The sequence below is a fragment of the Pseudomonas asturiensis genome, from assembly GCF_900143095.1.
In the GTDB taxonomy this organism is placed as follows: domain Bacteria; phylum Pseudomonadota; class Gammaproteobacteria; order Pseudomonadales; family Pseudomonadaceae; genus Aquipseudomonas; species Aquipseudomonas asturiensis.
Map to the genome: position 1 here is coordinate 100,445 of NZ_FRDA01000009.1, position 24,853 is coordinate 125,297.

21 protein-coding genes are annotated in these 24,853 nt (G+C 60.4%); 11 read left to right on the top strand and 10 right to left on the bottom strand.

Going from position 1 to position 24,853, the window contains the following annotated elements; genetic code table 11:
* The 4 genes from ypfJ to BUB69_RS16920 all read right to left on the bottom strand — a co-directional run bounded on the left by ypfJ (window position 1) and on the right by BUB69_RS16920 (window position 5,700).
* Window positions 1-891: a KPN_02809 family neutral zinc metallopeptidase gene (ypfJ, locus tag BUB69_RS16905; protein ID WP_073168740.1), complete on the bottom strand. Its 891-nt coding sequence runs from the start codon at window positions 889-891 to the stop codon at window positions 1-3.
* 294 nt (window positions 892-1,185) lie between these two features.
* Window positions 1,186-2,472 (bottom strand): MFS transporter, encoded by a 1,287-nt coding sequence (locus tag BUB69_RS16910; protein ID WP_073168741.1) that lies wholly within the window; start codon window positions 2,470-2,472, stop codon window positions 1,186-1,188.
* Window positions 2,473-3,322: 850 nt separating this feature from the next.
* Window positions 3,323-4,408, bottom strand: coding sequence for a tRNA (uridine(54)-C5)-methyltransferase TrmA (trmA, locus tag BUB69_RS16915; protein WP_073168742.1), 1,086 nt, complete (start codon window positions 4,406-4,408; stop codon window positions 3,323-3,325).
* On the bottom strand, window positions 4,405-5,700 hold the full coding sequence (locus tag BUB69_RS16920) for an NCS2 family permease (protein ID WP_073168743.1): 1,296 nt from the start codon (window positions 5,698-5,700) through the stop codon (window positions 4,405-4,407). The genes trmA and BUB69_RS16920 overlap by 4 nt, the downstream gene beginning before the upstream one ends.
* A 277-nt stretch (window positions 5,701-5,977) precedes the next feature.
* On the opposite strand from BUB69_RS16920, the gene BUB69_RS16925 reads away from it, so the two are divergent.
* The 6 genes from BUB69_RS16925 (at window position 5,978) to BUB69_RS16950 (ending at window position 12,753) form a co-directional block, all read left to right on the top strand.
* A complete protein-coding gene (locus tag BUB69_RS16925) occupies window positions 5,978-6,508 on the top strand; it encodes a (2Fe-2S)-binding protein (RefSeq protein ID WP_073168938.1) in 531 nt (176 codons plus the stop codon).
* A complete protein-coding gene (locus BUB69_RS16930) occupies window positions 6,505-7,494 on the top strand; it encodes an FAD binding domain-containing protein (protein ID WP_073168744.1) in 990 nt (329 codons plus the stop codon). Before BUB69_RS16925 ends, BUB69_RS16930 begins: the two co-directional genes overlap by 4 nt.
* Window positions 7,491-9,692, top strand: a complete 2,202-nt coding sequence (locus tag BUB69_RS16935) for a xanthine dehydrogenase family protein molybdopterin-binding subunit (RefSeq protein WP_073168745.1) — start codon at window positions 7,491-7,493, stop codon at window positions 9,690-9,692. The genes BUB69_RS16930 and BUB69_RS16935 overlap by 4 nt, the downstream gene beginning before the upstream one ends.
* A 421-nt stretch (window positions 9,693-10,113) precedes the next feature.
* Window positions 10,114-11,553, top strand: a complete 1,440-nt coding sequence (locus BUB69_RS16940; protein ID WP_073168746.1) for a cytochrome ubiquinol oxidase subunit I — start codon at window positions 10,114-10,116, stop codon at window positions 11,551-11,553.
* A 3-nt stretch (window positions 11,554-11,556) separates the two neighbouring features.
* Window positions 11,557-12,564 (top strand): cytochrome d ubiquinol oxidase subunit II, encoded by a 1,008-nt coding sequence (gene cydB / locus BUB69_RS16945; RefSeq protein WP_073168747.1) that lies wholly within the window; start codon window positions 11,557-11,559, stop codon window positions 12,562-12,564.
* 21 nt (window positions 12,565-12,585) lie between these two features.
* Window positions 12,586-12,753, top strand: a complete 168-nt coding sequence (locus BUB69_RS16950; RefSeq protein ID WP_073168748.1) for a DUF2474 domain-containing protein — start codon at window positions 12,586-12,588, stop codon at window positions 12,751-12,753.
* Between the two features lie 96 nt (window positions 12,754-12,849).
* Here the strand turns inward: BUB69_RS16950 and BUB69_RS16955 are convergent, their stop codons facing one another.
* The gene (locus BUB69_RS16955) at window positions 12,850-13,974 is read right to left on the bottom strand and encodes a methyltransferase (protein WP_073168749.1); all 1,125 of its coding nucleotides are present in this window, start codon (window positions 13,972-13,974) and stop codon (window positions 12,850-12,852) included.
* A 108-nt stretch (window positions 13,975-14,082) separates the two neighbouring features.
* Window positions 14,083-14,319 carry a helix-turn-helix domain-containing protein gene (locus tag BUB69_RS16960; RefSeq protein WP_084537121.1) on the bottom strand — a complete coding sequence of 79 codons (237 nt, stop codon included), beginning with the start codon at window positions 14,317-14,319 and terminating at the stop codon, window positions 14,083-14,085.
* A gap of 350 nt (window positions 14,320-14,669) precedes the next feature.
* On the opposite strand from BUB69_RS16960, the gene BUB69_RS16965 reads away from it, so the two are divergent.
* Window positions 14,670-15,446 carry a ferredoxin--NADP reductase gene (locus BUB69_RS16965; RefSeq protein ID WP_073168751.1) on the top strand — a complete coding sequence of 259 codons (777 nt, stop codon included), beginning with the start codon at window positions 14,670-14,672 and terminating at the stop codon, window positions 15,444-15,446.
* A gap of 153 nt (window positions 15,447-15,599) precedes the next feature.
* On the opposite strand, the gene mscL is transcribed toward BUB69_RS16965, so the two are convergent.
* The gene (gene mscL / locus BUB69_RS16970; protein ID WP_024684986.1) at window positions 15,600-16,046 is read right to left on the bottom strand and encodes a large-conductance mechanosensitive channel protein MscL; all 447 of its coding nucleotides are present in this window, start codon (window positions 16,044-16,046) and stop codon (window positions 15,600-15,602) included.
* A gap of 191 nt (window positions 16,047-16,237) precedes the next feature.
* Between mscL and radA the strand changes: the two genes are divergently transcribed.
* Entirely contained in the window at window positions 16,238-17,605 is a 1,368-nt protein-coding gene (gene radA, locus BUB69_RS16975; RefSeq protein ID WP_073168752.1) for a DNA repair protein RadA, read from the top strand.
* Window positions 17,606-17,611: 6 nt separating this feature from the next.
* On the opposite strand, the gene BUB69_RS16980 is transcribed toward radA, so the two are convergent.
* Window positions 17,612-17,980, bottom strand: coding sequence for a PilZ domain-containing protein (locus BUB69_RS16980; protein WP_073168940.1), 369 nt, complete (start codon window positions 17,978-17,980; stop codon window positions 17,612-17,614).
* Between the two features lie 282 nt (window positions 17,981-18,262).
* Between BUB69_RS16980 and BUB69_RS16985 the strand changes: the two genes are divergently transcribed.
* The 3 genes from BUB69_RS16985 to yjiA all read left to right on the top strand — a co-directional run bounded on the left by BUB69_RS16985 (window position 18,263) and on the right by yjiA (window position 21,636).
* Window positions 18,263-20,338: a carbon starvation CstA family protein gene (locus BUB69_RS16985; RefSeq protein WP_073168753.1), complete on the top strand. Its 2,076-nt coding sequence runs from the start codon at window positions 18,263-18,265 to the stop codon at window positions 20,336-20,338.
* Between the two features lie 27 nt (window positions 20,339-20,365).
* Window positions 20,366-20,563 (top strand): YbdD/YjiX family protein, encoded by a 198-nt coding sequence (locus BUB69_RS16990; RefSeq protein WP_004884022.1) that lies wholly within the window; start codon window positions 20,366-20,368, stop codon window positions 20,561-20,563.
* 95 nt (window positions 20,564-20,658) lie between these two features.
* Complete coding sequence (gene yjiA / locus BUB69_RS16995) at window positions 20,659-21,636, top strand: GTPase (RefSeq protein WP_073168754.1); 978 nt, start codon at window positions 20,659-20,661, stop codon at window positions 21,634-21,636.
* 34 nt (window positions 21,637-21,670) lie between these two features.
* Here the strand turns inward: yjiA and BUB69_RS17000 are convergent, their stop codons facing one another.
* Both BUB69_RS17000 and glyA read right to left on the bottom strand, forming a co-directional pair.
* Entirely contained in the window at window positions 21,671-22,840 is a 1,170-nt protein-coding gene (locus BUB69_RS17000) for an MFS transporter (protein WP_084537118.1), read from the bottom strand.
* A 424-nt stretch (window positions 22,841-23,264) separates the two neighbouring features.
* Window positions 23,265-24,518, bottom strand: a complete 1,254-nt coding sequence (gene glyA, locus BUB69_RS17005) for a serine hydroxymethyltransferase (protein WP_073168755.1) — start codon at window positions 24,516-24,518, stop codon at window positions 23,265-23,267.
* Window positions 24,519-24,853 lie beyond the last annotated feature (335 nt).

Here is a 24,853-nt window from a genome sequence, read left to right on the forward strand (position 1 = left end):
CTAGAGACTCTTGGCGGCGAACGTATCGCATTGGGTGATTTGACCTTGCGCAAAGCCGGTCTTGAACCAGTGTACGCGCTGGGCTGAAGTCCCGTGGGTAAACGAGTCCGGAACGACCCGACCACGGCTTTGCTGCTGCAGGCGGTCATCGCCGATGGCGTTGGCTGCGTTCAGCGCCTCTTCAATATCACCCGGCTCAAGCCAGTTCAAACGATTTTGTGCGTTATAGGCCCAAACGCCAGCGAAACAGTCGGCCTGAAGCTCCTGGCGGACCAGCAAACCGTTGTTGCCTTCCATGCGTTTCCCGGCTTTGCGCGCGGCATCGACCTTGCTCGACACGCCCAGCAGCGTCTGCACATGGTGGCCGACTTCGTGGGCGATCACGTAGGCCTGGGCGAAATCACCCGCAGCGGAAAAGCGTTGCGACATCTCGCGAAAGAAGTCCAGGTCCAGGTAGACCTGTTGGTCGGCCGGGCAATAGAACGGGCCGGTTGCGGACGTCGCATAACCGCAGGCGGAGTTGACCTGACCGCTGAACAGTACCAGCGTCGGGTCCTTGTACTGACGACCGTTCTGGGCGAACACGGCGCGCCAGGTATCTTCGGTATCGCCCAGAATACTGCGCACGAACTCGGCCTGCTGGTCGTTGGCGGGCGGTGCCTGATGCGTCTGCGGGCTGGCCGGGGCGCTTTGCTGAGTGCTCTGACCGGTCAACTGGCCAAGGATCTGCATCGGGTCCTGGCCGGTCAGCAAGCCGATGGCAACGATAATCACGATGCCGCCCAGGCTCAGGCCCTTGCCACCAATGCGCATGCCACCGCCACCGCCGCCGCTACTTTCGCCACGTGCATCGACCACGTTGTCGCTGCGTCGGCCTTTTTTCCAGAGCATGTCGGATCCCTCTTCTTGTCGTGCAATGAGTGTCGCTGGTGAAACCGCTACGCGCCAGCCCGTGTGTGCCAAGTGAAACACGGACGGCGCGATGTGCGGTGCGACCTATAGAGGGTGATTGAGACCGATTGGTTCTAGCGCTGTACCTAAAGTGGCCGTACTTGCTGATGCTGCGTTAAAACAGGCTCGTGCGCGAGTCCGATCGGAACGCTCATGTATAACCGGTAGAGTCGAGCGCGACCCCGGCTGTTCCTCGCCTGTTTTTGCCTTGTCTGACCGGCACCGCGGGCGTGATCATTGCGCCTTGAGCGGCTCGCTGCCAGCGACTGGCTTGGGTGAGGCGTCTGCAAAACGGTCCACCTGGCGCAGCGTCTTGAAGCCGGTCATCCACGCGCCCACGACGCCGAGTGTGCAGACGCCGCCCATGATCGCGGCGGGGATCGCGCCGATCAGCGAGGCACTGGTGCCCGCACGGAACTCACCCAGTTCGTTGGAAGAGCCGATGAACAGCATATTCACCGCATTGACCCGACCACGCATGTTGTCCGGCGTGGAGAACTGCACCAGTGCCGAGCGGATGTAGACGCTGACCATGTCGGCGGCCCCGGCGATCAGCAGCGCCAGGCATGACAGCCAGAACAGGGTGGAGAGGGCGAACACCAGATTGGCCACCCCGAACAGCCCGACGGCCATGAACATGGTCATGCCGACATTGCGATCCAGTGGTCGCATGCTCAGGTAGATGCCGACCCCCAGTTCACCCAGACTCATCGACGCGCGGAGCATGCCCAGTCCTTGCGGACCCAGGTTCAGGACTTCGTGAGCATAGATCGGCAACAGCGCGACGACCCCGCCCAGCAGAACGGCGAACAGGTCCAGCGAGATAGTGCCCAGGATGATGGGGCGCGAGCGGATGAACGCGATCCCGGCGGTGAAGCGGCCCCAGGCGCTGTCGCCCAGATCGACCGCCTTGCCTGCGAAAGGCGTGGCAACCGGTGCCAGAAACAGGATCCCGGCAATGAACGCTGCCACGCACACCGAATAGGTCAGCTCTGCGCCACCCAGCCAGTACAGGTAGCCGCCAATCAATGGACCGCCGACGGTCGAGCAACGCATGATCACGCTGTTGGTGGCGATTGCCGAGGCCAGTTGTTCACGCGGAACAATCTGTGGCAGCAGGCTTTGCAGGGCCGGACCTGTGAACGCACGTGCGCAGCCGTAGAGCATCAGCGCGCCGTAGATCAACCGAAGGTCTTGCAGATTCAGGGCCGAGAACACCAGCAGGATGACGCCGCACAGCGCCTGCACGCCCCAGCTGATCATCAGAATGACCTTGCGGTTGTAGCGATCGATCAGATCGCCCGCAGGCATCAGCAGCAACAGCATGGGAATGAACTGAGCCAGGCCCACATAAGCCAGCGCCATCGGCTCACGGGTCATGTCGTACACCTGCCAGGCGACCACCACCGCCTGAATCTGCATGGCGAACACCGCCATCAGGCGCGACAGGATGAAACTGATGAACCCAGGCTGGCTGGACAGTTTGACGGAGGTTGAAGCGGCGGGGGATTCAGAGCTCAAGACAGACTTCCATCAAAGCAGTGTATTCGCGGTAGGCGTTATACCTTAGCTTATAGATAGGAAGCTAATGAAAAAGTTGACAGCTTGTCCGGCCCGGATGTGCCTATCGCGCGTTTCCACGCCTGGCGCTCAGCGTCGCACGCAAGTCCGCAATAGACGCTCGACGGGACTAAAACCAAGGTCGCTAACTGAGCGCATAACCTGTGGGAGGCGGCTTGCCGGCGAGGCGATTTTTCAAGCGCCTCATCAGTGACTGGACGGACCTCATCGCCGGCAAGCCGCCTCCCACAATCCGGTGACTGCTGGGAAACTTATGCACAAGCGCAGCACGGGCGTCAATCACAACGCTTGACCAACGACACGCCCGATGCCACATCAGGCTCCGTGCTTGGTATTGCATGAAAATCTGGAATAGACGCTCGACGGGACTAAAACCCAAGTCGCTAACTGAGCGCATAACCTGTGGGAGGCGGCTTGCCGGCGAGGCGATTTTTCAAGCGCCTCATCAGCGACTGGACGAACCTCATCGCCGGCAAGCCGCCTCCCAGAATCCGGTGACTGCTGGGAAACTTATGCACAAGCGCAGCACGGGCGTCAGTCACAACGCTTGACCAACGACATGCCCGATACCACATCAGGCCCGTGCTTGGTATTACATGAAAATCCGGAATAGACGCTCGACGGGACTAAAACCAAGGTCGCTGACTGAATACATCACCTGTGGGAGGCGGCTTGCCGGCGAGGCGATTTTTCAAGCGCCTCATCAGCGACTGGACGGACCTCATCGCCGGCAAGCCGCCTCCCATAATGCGGTGACTGCTGGGAAACTTATGGGCACCGATCGTCAGTATTAACGCCTGACCAGTAACACACCCGATTCCATATGGTGGGTGTATGGGAACTGGTCAAACAGTGCGCAGCGCTCCACCCGGTGGGTGTCGTGCAACTGGGCAATGTTGGCGGCCAGGGTTTCCGGGTTGCAGGAGATATACAGGATGCGCTCGAACCGACGGGTCAGTTCGCAGGTGTCGACGTCCATGCCCGCACGCGGCGGATCGACGAACACGCTGCCGAACTCATAACCCTTGAGATCCACACCCTGCAGGCGACGGAACGGGCGAACCTCGTTCAGGGCCTGGGTCAGTTCCTCGGCGGACAGGCGCACCAGCGTGACATTGTCGACGGCGTTGTCTTCCAGATTGCTCAGCGCGGCATTGACGGAAGTCTTGCTGATTTCGGTCGCCAGCACTTTGCGCACCCGAGTGGCCAGCGGCAAGGTGAAGTTGCCGTTGCCGCAATACAGCTCCAGCAGATCGTCATTACGCTCGCCCAGTGCGTCGTACGCCCAGTTGAGCATTTTCTGATTGACCGTGCCGTTAGGCTGGGTGAACGCACCTTCCGGCTGGCGATAGCTGAAGGTACGCCCGGCAACGTCGAGCTTCTCGGTCACGTAATCATGGCCGATGACCAGCCGCTGGCCTTTGGAGCGTCCAATCAGGCTCACCTTCAGCTCGGCCGCCAATAGTTCGGCCTCGGCTTGCCAGGCGTCGTCCAGCGGGCGGTGATAACACAGCGTGATCATCGCATCGCCTGCCAGCGTGGTCAGAAAGTCCACCTGGAACAGCTTGTGGTTCAGCGTCGGGCTGGCTTCCCAGCGCTCGCGCAGCACCGGCATCAAGGCATTGATGCGCTCGCTGGCAATCGGCAGGCCGTCGAGCAGGATCGGGGTCTTGTTGTCGCCCGGCGCGAACATCGCGTAATAACGCTTCTGGTCTTCGCGCCACAGCCGGAATTCGGCCCGCAGGCGGTAATGCTCACGCGGCGAGTCGAACACCTGCGGCTCGGGCGCATCGAACGGCGCCAGCAACTCGCGCAGGCGTACGGTCTTTTCTGCGAACTGACGGTCGTAGCTCGCGGGATCGAAGGGAACACTCATGCGTTGAACCAGCCCAGCTTGATCACGAACAGGATCGACAGGATCACCAGCGCGGCATTCAGCTCACGCCCGCGACCCGACAACAGCTTGATCGCCGTCCAGGAAATGAAACCAAAGGCGATGCCGTTGGCGATGGAATACGTGAACGGCATGGCCAGCGCGGTAATCACCACCGGCGCTGCGACCGTGATGTCGTCCCAATCGATCTCGGCCATGCCGGAAGCCATCAGCACGGCGACGAACAGCAGGGCAGGCGCGGTCGCATAAATCGGCACGCTGCTGGCCAGTGGCGCGAAGAACAGCGCCAGCAGAAACAGCACAGCCACGACGATGGCCGTCAGGCCGGTACGTCCGCCGGCGCTTACGCCTGCAGCCGACTCGATGTAGCTGGTGGTCGTCGAGGTGCCCAGCAGGGAGCCGGCCATGGCTGCCGTGCTGTCCGCGATCAGGGCGCGGCCCATTTTCGGCATGTGGCCGTCCTTGCCCATCAGCCCGGCGCGCTTGGCGACGCCGATCAGGGTGCCGGAGTTGTCAAAGATGTCCACGAACAGGAAAGCGAAGATGATGCTGACCAGCCCGACGTCCAGCGCGCCCAGAATGTCCAGTTGCAGGAAGGTCGGTGCCAGCGAGGGCGGCATCGACATGACGCCGCTGAATTGACTGAAGCCCAGCGCAATGGAAACAATCGTCACTGCGAGAATGCCGATCAGCACCGCGCCCTGAACCTTGAGTTTGTCCAGCGCAACGATCAGAAAGAAGCCCAGCGTGGCCAGAATCGGGGCGGGCTGCTTGAGATCGCCCATGGTGAGCATGGTGACCGGATGGCTGGCCACGATACCGGCGTTTTGCAGGGCAATCAGCGCCAGGAACAGGCCGATACCGGCCGCAATTGCCGAGCGCAGGGGCAGGGGAATGCTGTTGATGATCCACTCACGGATGCGAAAGATCGACAGCAGAAAGAACATCACCGCCGACAGGAACACCGCGCCGAGCGCCACCTGCCAGGTATGCCCCATGTGCAGGACCACGGTGTAAGTAAAGAAGGCGTTCAGGCCCATCCCGGGTGCCAGGGCAATCGGGTAGTTGGCGATCAGGCCCATCACGGCCGAGCCGATGGCGGCGGCCAGACAGGTCGCGACGAACAGCGCGCCCTTGTCCATGCCGGTCTGGCCAAGGATGCTCGGGTTGACGAACAGGATGTAAGCCATCGCCAGAAAGGTTGTGACGCCCGCAAGGATTTCGGTCCTTACGTTGGTGTTGTGTGCCTTGAGTTGAAACAGCCTTTCCAGCATGGCGGGCTCTCCGGGACGCGGCCTGCGTCGTGAATGATTCGACTCCAACAGCAAAGCACAGACTGCCTGAGCAGCCCGCAGGATTTGTTGCGGGTCGGAAAAAGCCGCGCATCATACCAGCAGCCCAACACGATAGGTGTTCGTGGATAGCGGCTTTTGGATGATCTGCACGCCTGTCCATCGCTGCCGAGAAACCCTGAACGTTGCAAATCACGCGAAGTCGTACCCCCTAAGACGCATAAAAATGCGCTGAATGAGTACCTACCGTGAGGTTGCCATGAATGTTCCGAACCCGATTCCGAAGGACGTCGCAGGTCACGCGATTTCTCTGACCCTTAATGGGCAACTGCGTCAACTCGATGTACAGCCCTGGACCACCTTGCTTGACCTGCTGCGCGACCGGCTCGATCTGGTCGGCACCAAGAAAGGCTGCGATCACGGCCAGTGCGGTGCTTGCACCGTACTGCGCGACGGCAAGCGTATCAATGCCTGCCTGACACTGGCGATCATGTGCGACGGTGCCGAGTTGACCACCATCGAAGGCCTGGCCGATGGCGATACGCTGCACCCGATGCAACAAGCCTTCATCAAGCATGACGCGTTCCAGTGCGGTTACTGCACGCCAGGGCAGATTTGCTCGGCTGTGGGCCTCGCCAACGAAGGCCGCGCCAGCACCCGCGCCGAGATTCAGGAACTGATGAGCGGTAACCTGTGCCGCTGCGGTGCCTACAGCAACATTCTGGCAGCAGTGGAAGAGGCATTGCCGCAATTCCACGATGCGACAAAAGCGCAGGAGGTGAGCCGATGAATCCGTTCACTTACAGCAAACCGGCTGATATTCGCGCCGCCATTGACCTGAGCGGTCCGGCCACACGGTTTATTGCCGGCGGCACCAACCTGCTCGACCTGATGAAAGAAAATGTCGCGCGCCCCGAGCATCTGATCGACATTAACGACCTGCCCCTCAAAGACGTGACCGAGACGGCCTCGGGCGGGTTGATGATCGGTGCGCTGGTCAGCAATGCCGATCTGGCCTGGCACCCGCTGGTCGAAGCGCGTTATCCGTTGTTGAGCCAGGCGTTGCTGGCTGGCGCATCGCCACAGTTGCGCAATATGGCCAGCACCGGCGGCAACCTGTTGCAGCGCACCCGGTGCTATTACTTCTACGACGCCAGCGTGCCGTGCAACAAACGTGAGCCAGGCAGCGGCTGCCCTGCGAAGGACGGTCTCAATCGTATTCATGCGATCTTCGGGGCCAGCGACGACTGCGTTGCGACGCACCCGTCTGACATGTGTGTAGCCATGGCTGCGCTGGAAGCAGTGGTGCATGTCGAGGGCCGTGCAGGTCGTCGCACCATCGAATTCGCCGATTTTCATCGTCTGCCGGGCGATGCGCCGCAGCGTGACAATCAGCTGGCCGACGATGAGCTGATCACGGCCATTGAGCTGCCTGCGCCGCGTTTTGCCAGTCATAGCGCCTATCTGAAAGTGCGTGACCGCGCGTCTTATGCCTTTGCGCTGGTGTCTGTTGCCGCTGCGCTGGAACTGAACGGCGATGTGGTGAGCGATGCGCGCCTGGCGCTTGGCGGTGTGGCGCACAAACCGTGGCGCGACAAGGAAGTCGAGCGGTTGCTGATCGGCAAGCCCGCCACACGCGAACACTTCGCGGCTGCAGCGGACGCCATGCTGGCTGACGCGCAGCCGCTTGAGCACAACGCTTTCAAGGTCAAGCTGGCGCGCCGGGCGATCATTCGCGCCCTGAGCGACGCGGCACTGGGAGGTACTGCCCAATGAATATTCCCTTCTCCCCGATGGGCAAGCCCGTGGACCGCGTCGACGGCAAACTGAAAGTCACTGGCGGCGCACGCTATGCCGGTGAATACCCGGAAGACGGCCTGCTGTTTGGCAGCGTCGTTTCCAGCACCATCGCCAGCGGTCGCGTGCTGAATATCGACACGTCCGACGCGTTGAAGGTGCCGGGCGTGGTCGCGATTCTGGACCATACCAATCGTCCTTCACTGGCCAGTTACGACGAGAACTACGAGGACGCCGACTCGGCGGACGGTTCGCCGTTTCGCCCGCTGTATAACGATAACGTGCTGTACAGCGGCCAGCCGTTGGCGCTGGTCGTGGCTCAATCCCTGGAAATGGCCCGGCATGCAGGGTCGCTGATTCGTATCGAATACGATCAGCAGGCGCACCAGACCGACTTGCAGGCCGCGCTGGGGCAGGCTCACGACGTGTCGTCCGAGCTGCCCAAGCCACGCGGCAACTTCGAGGCTGAGCTGGCTGGCTCGGCTCTGAGTATCGATGCGACCTACAGCACGCCCAGCGAATACCACAACCCGATGGAGCCGCACGCGTCGACTGTGCTGTATCAAGCCGACGGCAGCCTGCAGATCCACGACAAGACCCAGGGCACGCAGAACTGTCAGGACTACCTGCACAAGGTCTTCGGCCTCGAAAAGGACAGGATCCGTGTGCTGGCTGCCTTTGTCGGTGGCGCCTTCGGTTCTGGCCTGCGTCCGCAGTACCAATTGCCGCTGGCCGTCATGGCCGCCTTGCACCTCAAGCGTTCGGTGCGGGTCACGTTGACGCGTCAGCAGATGTTCACCTTCGGTTATCGCCCGCGTACGGTGCAGCGCCTGCGTCTGGGCGCAGCGGCCAACGGGCGCTTGCTGGCCATCGGGCATGAGGCGATTGGTCAGACCTCGCGCTTCGAAGACTTCACCGAGCACGTCGTGGAATGGAGCGGCATGCTCTATCAGTGCGACAACGTGCAATTAACGTACAAGCTGGTGCCGCTGGACGTGTTCACGCCGCTGGATATGCGTGCACCGGGCGCGGCGTTGGGGATGATCGGGCTTGAATGTGCGATGGATGAGCTGGCGTGTGCGCTGGCCATCGACCCGGTGCGCTTGCGCCTGACCAATTTTGCTGAGCGCAACGGCAACGAAGACAAGCCGTATTCCAGCAAGGAGCTGCGCGAGTGTTATGCACAGGGCGCCGAGCGCTTTGGCTGGGAGCGCCGCAACCCGGAACCGCGCAGCATGCGTGAAGGCCGCCAACTGGTCGGCTGGGGCATGGCCGGTGGTGTCTGGGAAGCCATGCAGATGAAAGCCAGCGCCAAGGCGCGCCTCGGCTCGGACGGCAAGCTGGTGGTCAGCAGTGCGACCACTGACATCGGCACCGGTACTTATACCGTCATGACCCAGATTGCGGCCGAAACCCTGGGGCTGGCGGTCGAGGATGTCACGTTCCTGCTCGGTGACTCGTCGCTGCCGACCGCTCCGCTGCAAGGCGGTTCGTTCACCGTATCGTCCGTCGGCACAGCAGTGCAGCAGGCGTGTCAGGCCTTGCAGCGTCAGTTGCTGGAAGTGGCAAAGGGTCGGTATCCGCAGTACGCCTCGATCACACTGGATGAGGTGCGGTTTGAGTCGGGCAGCCTGCAGCTGGGTGATCAGGTCGTTCCGATGGCCGAACTGGCGGCGGCTCAGGCCAGTGGTGTGATCGAAGTCCAGGTCGATGCCGAACCGGACAAGAAGCGTGAAGCCTATGCGGCGGCTACCCACTCGGCAGTCTTCGTCGAAGTGCTGGTGGACGAGGACCTGGGCACCATCAAGGTCAATCGGGTGGTCAGTGCGGTCGCGGCCGGTCGCGTGGTCAATCCGAAGATGGCCCGCAGCCAGATTCTGGGCGGCGTCGTATGGGGCATGGGCATGGCCTTGCAGGAGGAAGCCATGCTGGATCATGGACTGGGTCGGCCGATGAATCACAGTCTGGCGGAATATCACATTCCGGTTAACGCTGATATCGGCGACATTGATGTGCTGTTCGTCGAAGAAAACGACGAGATCGTCAATGCACTGGGTTCCAAGGGCGTCGGCGAGATCGGTATCGTGGGTGTGCCGGCAGCGATTGCCAACGCCATTTACCACGCTACTGGCAAGCGGGTACGCGAGTTCCCGATTACCCTGGACAAGCTGTTGTAAGCCTGTCGATGCGACATCCTCGTGGGAGCGAGCGTTCTGGCGAAGACGGCCGGACAGACGCCAGACAGTGAGCGGATGTACCGGCCCGTTCGTGAGCAAGCTCACTCCCATGGCCCCTTCAAGTGCTGCGTCGCAGCCCTATGTCGAAGACCTACGTTGAAGTCACCGAGAGGCCTCCCGCTGTCTGGGGTGAGGCATCCCGCCACGCGACAAAAGACCACACGGCTCAAGTGGCTGAATGGGACTACTCTTTACCTGCCGGTTGACCCGTGTCATCGCGCAATGACCGCAGATGTGAGTCAACCCGCCAATCCCTGCGACGGTCATCAGAACAAATAGAAAGATAAACACTCCATAACCGTGGGGGTATTCACTGCCGGTTCGCTGCCAGCAGTCGGTTTCACCTGAGAGAGGAACACTTATGTTCGGTTTGGAGGCTATCGATCTCGCCCGAATTCAGTTCGCATTCACGATTTCGTTCCACATCCTGTTTCCTGCCATCACCATCGGTCTGGCAAGTTACCTGGCTGTGCTCGAAGGCTTGTGGCTGAAGACCCGCGAAGATGTGTATCGCGACCTGTACCACTTCTGGTCCAAGATCTTTGCCGTCAACTTCGGCATGGGCGTGGTGTCCGGACTGGTCATGGCCTATCAATTCGGCACCAACTGGAGCCGCTTCTCCGACTTCGCAGGCGCGGTCACGGGACCGTTGCTGACGTACGAGGTGTTGACAGCGTTCTTCCTTGAGGCCGGTTTCCTCGGTGTGATGCTGTTCGGCTGGAACCGTGTCGGACGCAACCTGCACTTCTTCTCCACGGTCATGGTCGCCATCGGCACGTTGATCTCCACCTTCTGGATTCTGTCGTCCAACAGCTGGATGCAGACCCCGCAAGGCTTTGAAATCATCGACGGCCGTGTGATTCCGACCGACTGGTTTGCCGTGGTCTTCAACCCGTCGTTCCCGTATCGCCTGACGCACATGGCGATTGCTGCCTTTGTCGCGACAGCGTTCTTCGTCGGCTCTTCGGCTGCCTGGCACTTGTTGCGTGGCCGCGACACGCCCGCAGTGCGCAAGATGCTCTCGATGGCGATGTGGATGGCACTGATCGTTGCGCCGATTCAGGCCGTCGTCGGTGACTTCCACGGCTTGAATACGCTCAAGCATCAGCCAGCCAAGATTGCCGCCATTGAAGGTCACTGGGAAAACGTTGGCGATGAGCCGACACCGCTGATTCTGTTCGGCATTCCCGACATGAAGGAAGAGCGCACCAAGTATGCGGTGGAAATTCCTTATCTGGGCAGCCTGATCCTGACGCACAGCCTGGACAAGCAAGTCCCGGCGCTGAAGGAATTCAAACCTGAAGACCGTCCGAATTCGACCATCGTGTTCTGGTCGTTCCGGGTCATGGTTGCGCTGGGCATGCTGATGATTCTGACCGGCCTCTGGAGCCTGTGGCTGCGCAAGCGTGGCACGCTCTATCAGTCACGTGCGTTCCTGTATCTGGCGTTGTGGATGGGGCCTTCGGGTCTGGTAGCAATCCTTGCAGGCTGGTTCACCACCGAGATCGGCCGCCAGCCGTGGGTCGTCTACGGCCTGATGCGCACCGCCGATGCGTCGTCCAACCACAGCGTGGCGCAGATGAGCATCACCCTGGTGCTGTTCGTGGTCGTGTACTTCGTGCTGTTCGGTGCGGGGCTGGGTTACATGATGCGTCTGGTGCGCAAAGGCCCGAAAGCGTACGTCGAGCATGTGCCACAAGGTGGCCCCGGTCAGAAACGTACACCGGCCCGTCCGCTCTCTGCCGCCGTTGAAGGCGCAGACGATGGCGACAATGTTGACGCGCTCGGCAAGGGGAATTAAGCCATGGGTATCGATCTTCCACTGATCTGGGCCGTCATCATCATCTTCGGCATCATGATGTATGTCGTGATGGACGGCTTTGATCTGGGTATCGGGATTCTTTTCCCGTTCATGAAAGACAGTTCCGACCGGGACGTGATGATGAACACCGTCGCGCCGGTCTGGGACGGCAACGAAACCTGGCTGGTACTAGGGGGCGCGGCGTTGTTCGGCGCGTTTCCGCTGGCCTATTCGGTTGTGCTGTCGGCGCTGTACCTGCCCTTGATGCTGATGCTCATGGGCCTGATCTTCCGTGGCGTGGCGTTCGAGTTTCGCTTCAAGGCAACCGAAGAGAAACGTCACCTGTGGGACAAGGCCTTTATCGGCGGTTCCCTGGCTGCGACCTTCTTTCAGGGCGTGGCGCTGGGCGCGTTCATCGAGGGTATTCCGGTGGTGAACCGCCAGTTCGCAGGCGGCTCGCTCGACTGGCTGGCGCCGTTTCCGATGTTCTGCGGTCTGGCTTTGATCGTGGCTTACGCACTGCTGGGCTGCACCTGGCTGATCATGAAAACCGAAGGCTCGCTGCAGAAGGCGATGCATGACCTGGCACGCCCTCTGGCCGTGGCCGTGCTGGTGGTCATGGGTGTGATCAGTCTGTGGACGCCGCTGGCGCACGCCGACATCGCGCATCGCTGGTTCAGCATGCCGAATCTGTTCTGGTTCATGCCGGTACCGATTCTGGTGTTGGTGACCATGTACGGGCTGTTCAAGGCCGTGGCGCGCAACGCGCACTACACGCCGTTCCTGTTGACCCTGCTGTTGATCTTCCTGGGTTACAGCGGGCTCGGTATCAGCCTGTGGCCGAACATCATTCCGCCGTCGGTTTCGATCTGGGACGCCGCCGCGCCGCCGCAAAGTCAGGGTTTCATGCTGGTCGGCACGCTGTTCATCATCCCGTTCATCCTGGGATACACCTTCTGGAGCTACTACGTGTTCCGCGGCAAAGTCACCGCAGAAGACGGTTATCACTAGTCCGAACAGAGGAGATTGATCATGTCTGGCAAGAACTCCATGCACGACCCGGATCCGGCACTCAGCAAACCGCTCTGGCAGCGTCTGGCCTGGCTGGTCGGCATCTGGGCGGGCAGTGTGTTTGCGCTGTTCATCGTCGCCAGCCTGATGCGCATGTTCATGAATGCGGCTGGCCTGACCACGCATTGATCGGTCACACACCGCATTCCCGCACCGTGTCCACGGACACGTTTTACAGACCCTCCGGTTTCGGAGGGTTTTTTTTGAGCAGCGAAAAGCCGGGTGTTACTTGCGGGCCTTGAGGATCACGAACTTGGGTGTCGCCGCCACTTGCTCGACACCCCGGAACAGCCGCGACAGCTTGGTGTGATACCCCAGATGACGATTGCCGACGATGTACAGCGCGCCGCCGGTCACGAGGGCCGCACGGGCCTGCTGGAACATGCGCCAGGCCAGGAAGTCGCCGACCACCTGCTGCTGATGGAAGGGTGGGTTGCACAGCACCACGTCCAGCGAATCCGGCTCCTGGCCTGACAGGCCGTCGGCGGCGCAGATCACCACGTCTCGCTCGCCCAGGCTGGCCCGCCAGTTCTCGGCAGCGGACTGCACGGCCATGAACGACTCGTCCACCAGCGTGTACTGCGCCTGGGGATTGGCCAGTGCGCTGGCAATCGCCAGCACGCCGTTGCCACAGCCCAGATCGGCGACCCGCGCTGCGCCGAGGTTTTTTGGCAGATAGGGCAGGAAGGCGCGCGTGCCGATGTCCAGGCCTTCCCGGCAGAACACGTTGGCATGGTTGAGCAGCTCGATGGCAGGCTCGTCGAGCGTGTAGCGCGTGGGATAGGGTGACGACCTGATCTCCTTGATCTGCGGTGTGGCGAACAGCAGACGGGCTTTCTTGACTGCCAGCGAAGCCTGCACCGGCCCCACGTACTCTTCGAGCAGATCGCCGGCCGAGCGCGGCAGGTGTTTGATCATCGCAGCTGCAATCACTCGGGCACCGGGTGCCAGCTGGCCTTGCAGACGAATCAGTTGTTCTTCAAGCAGAGCCAGCGTCTTGGGCACCCGGATCAGTACCCAGTCAAACGGACCCGTCAACGGCGCGCTGGCGGGGATCAGCGGCACGCTGTCGTAGGCCAGACCGTTGCGCGTCAGGTTTTTTTCAAGGCCCTGGGCGGCGAGGAACGAGTCGGTGCTGCTGACCACCGTTGCGTGAGGCGCAAGGCTGGCCGCCAGCGCGCCGAAGCTGTCATTGAGGACCAGCACGCGGCTTTGCAGGGTCAGCCCGGTTTCAGCGACGAAGTTGAGCAGGTACTCGTCAGCGGCATCGAATGCCTGTAGCGGCTCATCTTGCTGTTCGGGTTGGCGAATGAGGTCAAGTTGAGCAAAAGGGCTGATGAGCAAGGGCATTGGCAGGAGAACTCTGAGCAGGCACGTAAGCCCGTTGACGTACGGGCTCGCTGAGGGAGGTGATTTTACGTACTTTTCTCGCTTTGGCACCTGCCCATTGCTGCGCTGTCAAAGGTCCAGCCGGACAACCCCGCTTTTTACCGCTCTGGCCACTGCTGCGGTTTTGTTGGTTGCGCCCATTTTCAAAATGGCACTGGCCACGTGGAAATTGATCGTGCGCTCCTTGAGGCTCAGAATGATCGCGATATCGGCAGCAGTCTTGCCCTCTGCAGACCATTGAAGGACCTCGATTTCTCGTTGGGTCAACTCTTTGGGATGGGGAAGATGCCAAGCGTTGATGTCCATGATGTTCCTGATCGCCTCCATACCTTTGATGGCGAAAGTTTGCTGTGCTTTTATCCAGTCTAGAAAAGATCAATCATGAGTTTTGGGGAGTAAGCAGTTGTCCAGACGGATGGACTGATGGCCTTTATGTACTTCCGAAAGCGTAATCTGGCCAAAACACCTGTTACAGCGCGTCTCGGCATGATTTGGCTAACAGCTGTTCGATCCGAGTGCATCGCGGCGCAAGAACCAAATGCTCTAAACGGGTCAGCGTTTTGGTCTGGCAACCCTTACAAACCGGAGGTGTTTATTGCACGCGCTTTGCGGGACACTGTTCACCACCTTTCATTTCAGGGAGTCCGAGACGCACCATGACCGTCAGCGAAGACAAGTTCACTCGGCAGACGCTCCAGCGTGTCACGCCATTGACCCCCAATCTGTTCACCCTGCGCGTCACCCGCGACCCAGGCTTCAGATTTCGTGCGGGGCAGTTCGCGCGTCTGGGCGTGACCAAGGCGGATGGGACCACGGTGTGGCGCGCCTATTCGATGGTGTCGTCCCCGCACGACGAATTTCTGGAGTTTTTCTCTATCGTGGTGCCTGACGGCGAGTTCACCAGCGAGTTGAGCCGCCTGCGCGAGGGTGACAGCTTGATGGTGGAGAAACAGGCCTTCGGGTACCTGACGCTGGACCGTTTCATCGATGGACGTGACGTGTGGCTGTTATCCACAGGCACCGGCGTTGCCCCGTTTCTGTCGATCCTGCAGGACTTCGAGGTGTGGGAAAAATTCGAGCGGGTGATTCTGGTCTACAGCGTGCGCGAGTCCAGGGAGCTGGCGTATCAATCGCTGATTGCCGAGCTGATGGAGCGTGAGTACCTGGCTGAATACGCCCACAAGTTCCTGTTCTTGCCCACCGTCACCCGCGAGCAGCATCCGGGTGCCTTGAACGGCCGAATCACGCAGTTGATTGAAAACGGTGAACTGGAGCGCGCGGCTGGCATTGCGATCACGCCCGAACACTCGCGAGTGATGCTGTGCGGCAACCCGCAAATGATCGACGACACCCGCGCCCTGCTCAAACAGCGTGACATGCGCCTGAGCCTGTCACGCAAACCGGGGCAAGTGGCGGTCGAGACGTACTGGTAGGTCGCCGCCCCGGTCAGACGGCCCGTACCCCCTGTGGGAGCGGACCGGGCGGCGTACCATCTGTCCGCGAATAGAGCCTTTCAGTCGCTGAATAGTTGTTGGATGTACCGGCCCTTTCGCGAGCAAGCTCGCTCCCACAAACACCGCGCATCCTTACACCGGACGAGCAGGGTCCACAGTGATCGGCGCCGCTGGCTTGTTCTGCTCCTTGAGCAGGTCGCGGATCTCGCCCAGCAGCACTTCTTCTTTCGAAGGGGTTGGCGGCAGGGTAGGGGCCTTGGCTTCTTCACGCTTCAGGCGGTTGATGGCCTTGACGCCCATGAAGATGGCGAACGCGACGATGATGAAGTCAATGACCGTCTGGATGAACTTGCCATAGGCCAGCAGCACTGCCGGGGCTGTTCCGTCGGCGGCTCTGAGGGTCACCGCCAGGTCGCTGAAGTCAACGCCACCGATCAGCAGCCCCAGTGGCGGCATGATTACATCGCCGACGAACGACGAAACGATCTTGCCGAATGCCGCGCCAATGATGATACCGACGGCCATATCGACCACGTTACCTTTGACCGCGAAGGCCTTAAACTCGCTTAGTACGCTCATGTGTAATTCCTTGTTACAGCTGAAATGACCCGATGAAGTGTAATGCACTCATTCGGGTGTTGCCCGTTCACGTTCAATCGACCGGGCTGAGCCGTGGAAGTTTTATCGGGTCTTGAGCGCCCGGCTCCGATGACCGGCCGCCGGGTGCCATAACCTGCGTTATGATGTGCGCTTTTACGACTGGGGTTGTCATGGCCAAGGCCAAACGCTTGTACGGCTGCACAGAATGCGGCGCGACGTTTCCCAAATGGGCGGGCCAGTGCAGCGACTGCGGTGCCTGGAACACCCTTGTCGAGACCATGATCGAAAGCGGCGCGGCTGCGCCGCCGAGCGGGCGTGCAGGCTGGACCGGCGCACAAGCGCAGATCAAGACCCTGGCCGAGGTCAGCGTCGAGGAAATTCCCCGTTTTTCGACCAATTCCGCCGAGCTGGACCGCGTGCTGGGCGGCGGTCTGGTGGACGGCTCTGTGGTGCTGATCGGCGGTGATCCCGGCATCGGCAAGTCCACGATCCTGCTGCAAACCCTGTGCAACATTGCGCAACGCATGCCTGCGCTGTACGTGACGGGTGAGGAATCCCAGCAGCAGGTCGCCATGCGCGCCCGACGTTTGGGCCTGCCGCAGGACAAGCTGCGGGTCATGACCGAAACCTGTATTGAATCCATCATCGCCACGGCGCGGGTCGAGCAGCCCAAGGTAATGGTGATCGATTCCATCCAGACCATCTTCACCGAACAACTGCAATCTGCGCCGGGCGGCGTGGCGCAGGTGCGTGAAAGCGCTGCGCTGTTGGTGCGCTACGCCAAACAGAGTGGCACGGCCATTTTCCTGGTCGGACACGTCACCAAGGAAGGCGCGCTGGCCGGACCTCGCGTGCTGGAGCACATGGTCGACACGGTGCTGTATTTCGAAGGTGAGTCTGACGGCCGCCTGCGTCTGCTGCGCGCCGTGAAAAACCGCTTCGGCGCGGTGAACGAACTGGGCGTGTTCGGCATGACCGACAAGGGCCTGAAAGAAGTCTCCAATCCGTCGGCGATCTTTCTTACTCGTGCTCAGGAAGAAGTGCCGGGCAGTGTGGTCATGGCCACGTGGGAAGGTACGCGTCCCATGCTGGTCGAAGTCCAGGCGCTGGTGGACGACAGCCATATGTCCAATCCACGTCGGGTCACGCTGGGTCTTGATCAGAATCGACTGGCGATGCTGTTGGCGGTTCTGCACCGGCACGGAGGCATCCCGACTCACGATCAGGACGTGTTTCTCAACGTGGTAGGCGGTGTGAAGGTGTTGGAAACGGCTTCCGATCTGGCGTTGATGGCAGCGGTCATGTCGAGCTTGCGCAATCGGCCGTTGCCACATGACTTGCTGGTCTTCGGCGAGGTGGGGCTTTCAGGCGAGGTGAGGCCGGTGCCCAGCGGGCAGGAGCGTCTTAAAGAGGCGTTCAAGCATGGTTTCAAGCGGGCCATCGTGCCCAAGGCCAATGCGCCGAAAGAAGCGCCTCCGGGATTCCAGATCATTGCCGTGACCCGTCTTGAACAGGCGCTGGATGCGCTGTTCGAGTAGGCGGCGCTAGATTTCGATCAGCGCGGCCAGCTCGCGATCCAGCTCCTCTTCATCGCCAAGGTTCAGCTCGACCAGCCGCTTCAAGTGGCTGATCGACTGCAGGCCGATGTGTCGACAGACAAAACCCAACTGGCGGTTATTGTCGTGGGTCAGGTGCACGTCCATTTTCACGTAGGCGTCAGGGCTGAGGTGGATGTCTACCTGAAAGTCCTGCGCGGCGTCTCCCGTCCAGGGATCGGGCCGCTCGATCAGCAGACCCTTGAGCGACAGGTCGACCAGTTGTACTTTCCAGTGGTTATCGCCTTGCATCAGGTCGGTTGTGGCGTCGAAAGCGATGCGTTTGAAACGTCGGCGATCTGCATGTGAGTCAGTCATCAAGTGAACTCTCTCGTTGCGGCTTCCCGGTGCCAGGAGCATGGCGTTGCGGCTGATCAATACGGTCTTTCATGCACCATAGACCTGAAAGAGGCCGTCGGACAGATGGCCGTCACAGTTTTATTGCCCATCTGTCCGCGAGCGCACGCCGGACGCTCTATGCCGGGTATCTGCCTTAATTGATCAAATTTCGGTCTAGACCATCGTGGGGGGTGGCCTTTCGCTGTGACAGCGCTAAACTCGCATTGCTTGCCTTCTAGTCAACTCTGCTGGAATAAAAAAATGAAAAATAATAATAGTCTGATGCGCCACGTTCCCTGGCTCATCGTCGCAATTGTTGGAGCATGTGCTCTGGGGGTCGTGGCCTTGCGCCGCGGTGAGGCGATCAACGCCTTGTGGATAGTGGTCGCGGCGGTTGCCATCTATCTGGTTGCTTATCGTTACTACAGTCTTTTCATCGCCAATCACGTCATGCAACTCGACCCGCTGCGCGCAACGCCTGCAGTGGTGAACAACGATGGTCTGGACTATGTGCCGACCAACAAACACATTCTTTTCGGTCACCACTTTGCGGCCATCGCAGGCGCAGGCCCGCTGGTCGGTCCGGTACTGGCGGCGCAGATGGGGTATCTGCCCGGCACGCTGTGGCTGATTGCCGGTGTGGTATTGGCCGGTGCAGTACAGGACTTCATGATCCTGTTCCTCTCCACACGCCGTAACGGTCGCTCGCTGGGCGACATGGTGCGCGAGGAGATGGGCCGTATTCCCGGCACCATCGCCTTGTTCGGCTGCTTCCTGATCATGATCATCATCCTCGCGGTGCTGGCGCTGATCGTGGTGAAAGCCCTGGCAGAGAGCCCGTGGGGCATGTTCACCGTCATGGCGACCATCCCGATTGCGATGTTCATGGGCATTTACATGCGCTACATCCGCCCGGGCCGTATCGGTGAAATCTCCATCATCGGCGTGATTCTGCTGCTGGCCTCCATCTGGATCGGCGGCGCAGTCGCGGCCGACCCGACCTGGGGCCCGGCGTTCACCTTCACCGGCGTACAGATCACCTGGATGCTGGTGGGCTATGGCTTTGTGGCGGCGATGCTGCCGGTCTGGCTGCTGCTGGCACCCCGTGACTACCTGTCGACCTTTTTGAAGATCGGCACCATCGTGGCCCTGGCGATCGGCATCCTGATCCTGGCACCCGAGCTGAAAATGCCGGCCCTGACCCAGTTCACCAACGGTACGGGTCCGGTCTGGAAGGGCGCTCTGTTCCCGTTCCTGTTCATCACCATCGCGTGCGGTGCGGTATCGGGCTTCCACGCGCTGATCTCTTCGGGCACCACGCCCAAGCTGCTGGATAACGAGAAGAACGCCCGTTACATCGGTTACGGCGGCATGCTCATGGAATCTTTCGTGGCCATCATGGCGATGGTTGCCGCTTCGGTGATCGAGCCAGGTGTTTACTTCGCCATGAACAGCCCGGCGGCCGTGGTTGGCAGCGACGTGGTATCGGTTGCGCAGACCGTCACCAGTTGGGGCTTCACCATTACGCCTGAACAGCTGACGGCGGTGGCCAAGGACATCGGCGAGAACACTGTTCTGGCCCGTGCCGGCGGTGCACCGACGCTCGCAGTCGGTATCGCGCAGATCCTGCACCAGGTGCTGCCGGGTGAAAACACCATGGCGTTCTGGTACCACTTCGCGATCCTGTTCGAAGCCCTGTTCATCCTGACGGCGGTGGACGCCGGTACGCGTGCCGGTCGCTTCATGCTGCAGGACTTGCTGGGCAGCTTCGTTCCCGCGCTCAAACGTACGGAGTCCTGGACCGCCAACGCCATCGGCACCGGTGGTTGCGTCGCGCTCTGGGGTTATCTGCTGTATCAGGGTGTGATCGATCCGCTGGGAGGCATCAACACCTTGTGGCCGCTGTTCGGTATCTCCAACCAGATGCTGGCCGGTATCGCGCTGATGCTCGCAAGCGTCGTGCTGATCAAGATGAAGCGTCAGCGCTACGTCTGGGTCACCATGCTGCCCGCCACCTGGCTGCTGATCTGCACCGTGACCGCAGGCCTGATCAAACTGTTCGACTCCAACCCTGCCGTTGGCTTCCTGGCCCTGGCCAAGAAATACAGCGCAGCGGCGGAAGCCGGTCAGATTCTCGCCCCGGCCAAGACCATGGACCAGATGCAGCATGTGATCTTCAACGCGTACACCAACGCGGGCCTGACCATACTGTTCCTGTTCGTGGTGTTCAGTATCCTGTTCTACGCCCTGAAAGTCGGCATTGCGGCCTGGGGCAAGAAGGAGCGTACCGACAAGGAAGCGCCGTTCCAGGCCATGCCGCCAGCGTCGCAGGTGTGACGATGGTCGCCCACAGAGGATTTGCCAATGTTCAATGACCTGAGTCGTCTCGGGAAATACCTCGGTCAGGCCGCACGCCTGATGGTGGGCATGCCGGACTACGACACGTACGTCGAGCATATGCAGACCACGCACCCGGACAAGCCGATGATGACCTACGAGCAGTTCTTTCGGGAGCGGCAAGAAGCGCGTTACGGCGGCAAGGGTGGCCCGAAGTGCTGCTGATCCTCTGATCTGCGTTATCGTTTGACTCGACGCGCCACAGGCTGTTACCTGTGGCGCGTTTTCATTTCAGCCAAATGCATCATGCCTGGAGCTTTATGAGCGAGTTGCAACCTATCCCCGTCACTGTGCTGACCGGCTTTCTCGGCGCAGGCAAGACCACGCTCTTGCGCCATCTGCTCAAGGCCGAGCACGGCCTGAAGATTGCCGTGATCGAGAACGAGTTCAGCGATGCCGGCATCGACAGCCAGTTGCTGGGCACTGACCCCGTGCAAGTCATGACCCTGTCCAATGGCTGCGTCTGCTGCACCATCCACACGGACCTGACCAAAGCGCTGTACCTGCTGCTCGAACGCCTGGACAGCGGCGAAATCGCCTTCGACCGGCTGGTGATCGAATGCACCGGCCTGGCCGATCCTGCTCCCGTTGCGCAGACTTTTTTCATCGACGAAGAACTGCGTGAGCGCTATATCCTTGACGGCATCATCACCCTGGTCGATGCCGCGCACGCTGACACTCACCTGAGCCAGACCATCGCCCAGGCGCAGATCGGCTTTGCCGACCGGTTGCTGGTGAGCAAGCGCGATCTGGTGGACGACGCCGCATTTGAAGCCCTCAGTGCGCGCTTGACCCGCATCAACCGCCGCGCTCCGATCCGTATCGTCGAGCACGGCAGAATCGATCTGGCCGAATTGCTCGACGTGCGTGGCTTCAACCTCAATGCCGACCTTGGCGGCGGCATAGTCCTGCGTCCCCTGGCGCCGGTCGGCAACTCCGGCGATCGCATCACCAGCCTCGTCCTGCGCAGCGACAAGCCCCTGGATCTGGACCGTCTCAGCGAATTCATGAACGAACTGCTGGAAGACCACGGCAAACAGCTGCTGCGCTACAAAGGCGTGCTCAACATCGCGGGTGAAGACCGGCGCATGGTGTTTCAGGGCGTGCTCAAGCTGTATGGCTTCGACTGGGACACCGAATGGGCCGAAGGCGAGCCGCGCGAGAGCGTGATCGTGTTCATCGCCGATGAGCTGCCGGAGGAGAAGATTCGGGCGGGATTCGAGGCGATGTTGGGTTGAAGAGCTTCCAGGGAGAGGCCGTATTTGAGTCTTTTCAAGAACGGCTTCTTCTGACGCTGAGCGAGTAGACACTCAGCGCCAGCGCTGAAAGCGCGATGCACACACATGTAAAGGGCGCGGGGTGCCCTTCCGGTAGTACGCTCGAGATCAGTGCACAGCACGCGGCTACCGCCTGATGAATGAAGCCTGTAAGTGCCATCGTGTGAGGGCCTGCCACAGGCGTGCTCTGGCTGGCGAGGGACTGGCAAAGCGGATAGACGATGCCCTGGCCCATCAGCAGCAGGCAGTAAGGCAGCCAGAGTAAAGCGGCTGACGCGGGATAAAACACTTGCCCTGCGCCCATCAGCAGAGCGCCTCCTGTGAGGCATTTCAATCCGATCAACAGCCCCTGTTGCTGGCTGCACCTCGTGATCAGTCGATTGACCGATAAGGCGCCCAGCAGATAGGCGCCGCTGATGGGCCAGCCGATCCAGCCATACTCCAGGACCGTCCAGTTGAAGTGCAGTTGAAAGATGGCGGGCCCGCTTGCACCGAAAAGGACGACCACCCCATACCCCAGCCCGCCTGCCAGCACCGGGCTTATAAATCCTGGATCCCGAATCAGGCTCCCATACGAGGGGGGTGGTTGTGCGCGGTGGCGTTTAAAAGGAGTGGCCGCAGCCAACAACCTTGTTGGCAAGATTGCCAGAGCACCTGACGTCGCGCTGGCCAAAAATACCGCCTGCCAGCCCCAGGCTGCATGCAGAAGGGAGCCGCCAAACTGCGCGACGCCTAACGCCAGGACGAAACAGACAGAAAGCCAACTCAGCGCAGCGGGCAATTGTTGTGCGCTATAACTGTCGCGTAAGAGCGTGCGGGCCATGACTGAAATACCACCCGCCGCAGTCCCTTGAGCCACGCGGCAGATCAGAAATGTAGAGGTGTCAGTCGATAACGCAATCCATAAACTGCCCACTGCAAACAACGCCAGCGCCCAGATCAGTGTCCTCCGGCTACCCAGCTTTACAGCAAGCTTGCCCCATAACAACATCGTCAACCCCATGCCAATCAGAAAGCTCGACAGCGTCAGCGCCGAAAAATGATCGGGCGCATTTAAATCTTCTGCTATCGAAGGCAGGGACGGCAGATGAAGCGTTATGCCTGACTGAGCAACCAGCACGGCCAGGCATGGGATCAGCAGGCGGCTTTCGACTTTCATGAGCATGATGGTTTTTATTGAACAGGAGAGGGGTTGGGTTCTGTCATGGCTAGACCGCTACCGGGCGATCCAGGGAGTGGCTTCCTAGTCTTTCAGCAGTGTGGTCATTAGCGATATTTCACAGTGACGCTTGTGTTCGCGGGGGCTGTACATCGAATCGCTAGCTTTTCACTGATCAGTTTCGACGTCTGTAGGTTGATTCCGCACCTGTTGGTCTGCGTTGTGTTTCCTCTGTAAGGAATATCTTGTTTTGCCTTAGCCACCCTCCGGCAGCTCAACGAACGGATGACAGCCATGGCGAGTCGCCGGTTACGTAGTGTCCAAACGCTCCGACGAGCTGCTGGAAGACAAATCCCTCAAATGCACGGGCAATAAAAAACCCCGGCTCTTTCGAGTCGGGGTTTTTGGTTACCGCGTCAAACGGATCTGATCAAGCGCCGTAAACCGGCAGCTTGGCGCAGATGGCCTTGACCTTCTCGCGTACCGCGTCGATCACGGCTTCGTTGTTCAGGTCAGCCAGGATGTCGCAGATCCAGCCAGCCAGTTCCTTGCACTCTGCTTCCTTGAAGCCGCGAGTGGTCACTGCCGGGGTGCCGAAGCGCAGGCCGGAGGTGACGAACGGAGAGCGTGGGTCGTTCGGGACGGAGTTTTTGTTGACGGTGATGAAGGCACGACCCAGGGCGGCGTCGGCGTCTTTACCGGAGATGTCCTGCTTGATCAGCGACAGCAGGAACAGGTGGTTTTCAGTACCGCCGGATACCACGTCGAAACCGCGTTCGATGAACACGCCGGCCATGGCCTTGGCGTTCTTGACCACTTGCTGCTGGTACGCCTTGAACTCAGGCTGCAGCGCTTCCTTGAAGCACACGGCCTTGGCGGCAATGACGTGTTCCAGCGGGCCGCCTTGTGCGCCTGGGAATACGGCCGAGTTCAGCTTTTTCTCGATGTCGGCGTTGGCGCGAGCCAGGATCAGACCGCCACGTGGACCGCGCAGGGTCTTGTGGGTGGTGGTGGTCACGACGTCAGCGAAAGGCACCGGGTTCGGGTAGACGCCAGCGGCGACCAGACCGGCCACGTGGGCCATGTCGACGAACAGGTAGGCACCGACCTTGTCAGCGATGGCGCGGAAGCGCGGGAAGTCCAGAATCTGCGAGTAGGCAGAGAAACCGGCCACGATCATTTTTGGCTTGTGCTCAACGGCCAGACGCTCGACTTCGTCGTAGTCGATCATGCCGTTGGCGTCGATGCCGTACTGCACTGCGTTGTACAGCTTGCCCGACGACGAAACGCTCGCGCCGTGGGTCAGGTGACCGCCGTGTGCCAGGCTCATGCCCAGAATAGTGTCGCCGCCCTGCAGCAGCGCCAGGTACACAGCCGAGTTGGCTTGCGAGCCTGCGTGCGGCTGGACGTTGGCGTAATCGGCGCCGAACAGTTCCTTGGCACGGTCGATGGCCAGTTGCTCGACCACGTCTACGTATTCGCAGCCGCCGTAGTAACGCTTGCCTGGGTAGCCTTCGGCGTACTTGTTGGTCAGGACCGAGCCCTGAGCTTCCATGACGGCCGGACTGGTGTAGTTTTCCGAGGCAATCAGCTCGATGTGTTCTTCCTGACGCTGAGCTTCTTGCTCCATGGCGGCAAACAGATCGGCGTCGTACTTCGCGAGAGTCAAATCACGGCTGAACATGGCAGTCCTCAAGGGGGCATGGCGGAAAAGGGGGGCATTCTAACCCATCGGGTTTTATCTGGCATATGAAAGGCAGTCATGTGACAGATGAATGGGGTGCAGCTTGCGCCAGAGTGAGGGTTCCCGCGCTTCAGTGCTCGGCGTCGTACACTCGTCAAAAAGGGCGTGGAATCGAGCTGAACAGTGATGGCTGGCTGAACACTTCGTGGGAGCGGACTTGTCCGCGAAGACTGAGTTTCAGGCGCCATACATTGGCTGAATGTACTGGCCCCTTCGCGGACAAGTCCGCTCCCACTGGCTAATGGGACCGGTTTTCACTCCGTGGGAGCGGACTT

Coding starts and splice junctions, on each gene's coding strand:
- BUB69_RS16960 (WP_084537121.1), bottom strand. CDS start 14,319: ATGGACATCAACGCTTGGCATCTTCCCCATCCCAAAGAGTTGACCCAA.
- yjiA (WP_073168754.1), top strand. CDS start 20,659: ATGAGCGAGTTGCAACCTATCCCCGTCACTGTGCTGACCGGCTTTCTC.
- BUB69_RS17000 (WP_084537118.1), bottom strand. CDS start 22,840: ATGCTCATGAAAGTCGAAAGCCGCCTGCTGATCCCATGCCTGGCCGTG.
- BUB69_RS16965 (WP_073168751.1), top strand. CDS start 14,670: ATGACCGTCAGCGAAGACAAGTTCACTCGGCAGACGCTCCAGCGTGTC.
- radA (WP_073168752.1), top strand. CDS start 16,238: ATGGCCAAGGCCAAACGCTTGTACGGCTGCACAGAATGCGGCGCGACG.
- trmA (WP_073168742.1), bottom strand. CDS start 4,408: ATGAGTGTTCCCTTCGATCCCGCGAGCTACGACCGTCAGTTCGCAGAA.
- BUB69_RS16925 (WP_073168938.1), top strand. CDS start 5,978: ATGAATGTTCCGAACCCGATTCCGAAGGACGTCGCAGGTCACGCGATT.
- BUB69_RS16935 (WP_073168745.1), top strand. CDS start 7,491: ATGAATATTCCCTTCTCCCCGATGGGCAAGCCCGTGGACCGCGTCGAC.
- BUB69_RS16920 (WP_073168743.1), bottom strand. CDS start 5,700: ATGCTGGAAAGGCTGTTTCAACTCAAGGCACACAACACCAACGTAAGG.
- BUB69_RS16980 (WP_073168940.1), bottom strand. CDS start 17,980: ATGACTGACTCACATGCAGATCGCCGACGTTTCAAACGCATCGCTTTC.
- ypfJ (WP_073168740.1), bottom strand. CDS start 891: ATGCTCTGGAAAAAAGGCCGACGCAGCGACAACGTGGTCGATGCACGT.
- BUB69_RS16955 (WP_073168749.1), bottom strand. CDS start 13,974: ATGCCCTTGCTCATCAGCCCTTTTGCTCAACTTGACCTCATTCGCCAA.
- BUB69_RS16990 (WP_004884022.1), top strand. CDS start 20,366: ATGTTCAATGACCTGAGTCGTCTCGGGAAATACCTCGGTCAGGCCGCA.
- BUB69_RS16930 (WP_073168744.1), top strand. CDS start 6,505: ATGAATCCGTTCACTTACAGCAAACCGGCTGATATTCGCGCCGCCATT.
- mscL (WP_024684986.1), bottom strand. CDS start 16,046: ATGAGCGTACTAAGCGAGTTTAAGGCCTTCGCGGTCAAAGGTAACGTG.
- BUB69_RS16950 (WP_073168748.1), top strand. CDS start 12,586: ATGTCTGGCAAGAACTCCATGCACGACCCGGATCCGGCACTCAGCAAA.
- BUB69_RS16940 (WP_073168746.1), top strand. CDS start 10,114: ATGTTCGGTTTGGAGGCTATCGATCTCGCCCGAATTCAGTTCGCATTC.
- glyA (WP_073168755.1), bottom strand. CDS start 24,518: ATGTTCAGCCGTGATTTGACTCTCGCGAAGTACGACGCCGATCTGTTT.
- BUB69_RS16985 (WP_073168753.1), top strand. CDS start 18,263: ATGAAAAATAATAATAGTCTGATGCGCCACGTTCCCTGGCTCATCGTC.
- cydB (WP_073168747.1), top strand. CDS start 11,557: ATGGGTATCGATCTTCCACTGATCTGGGCCGTCATCATCATCTTCGGC.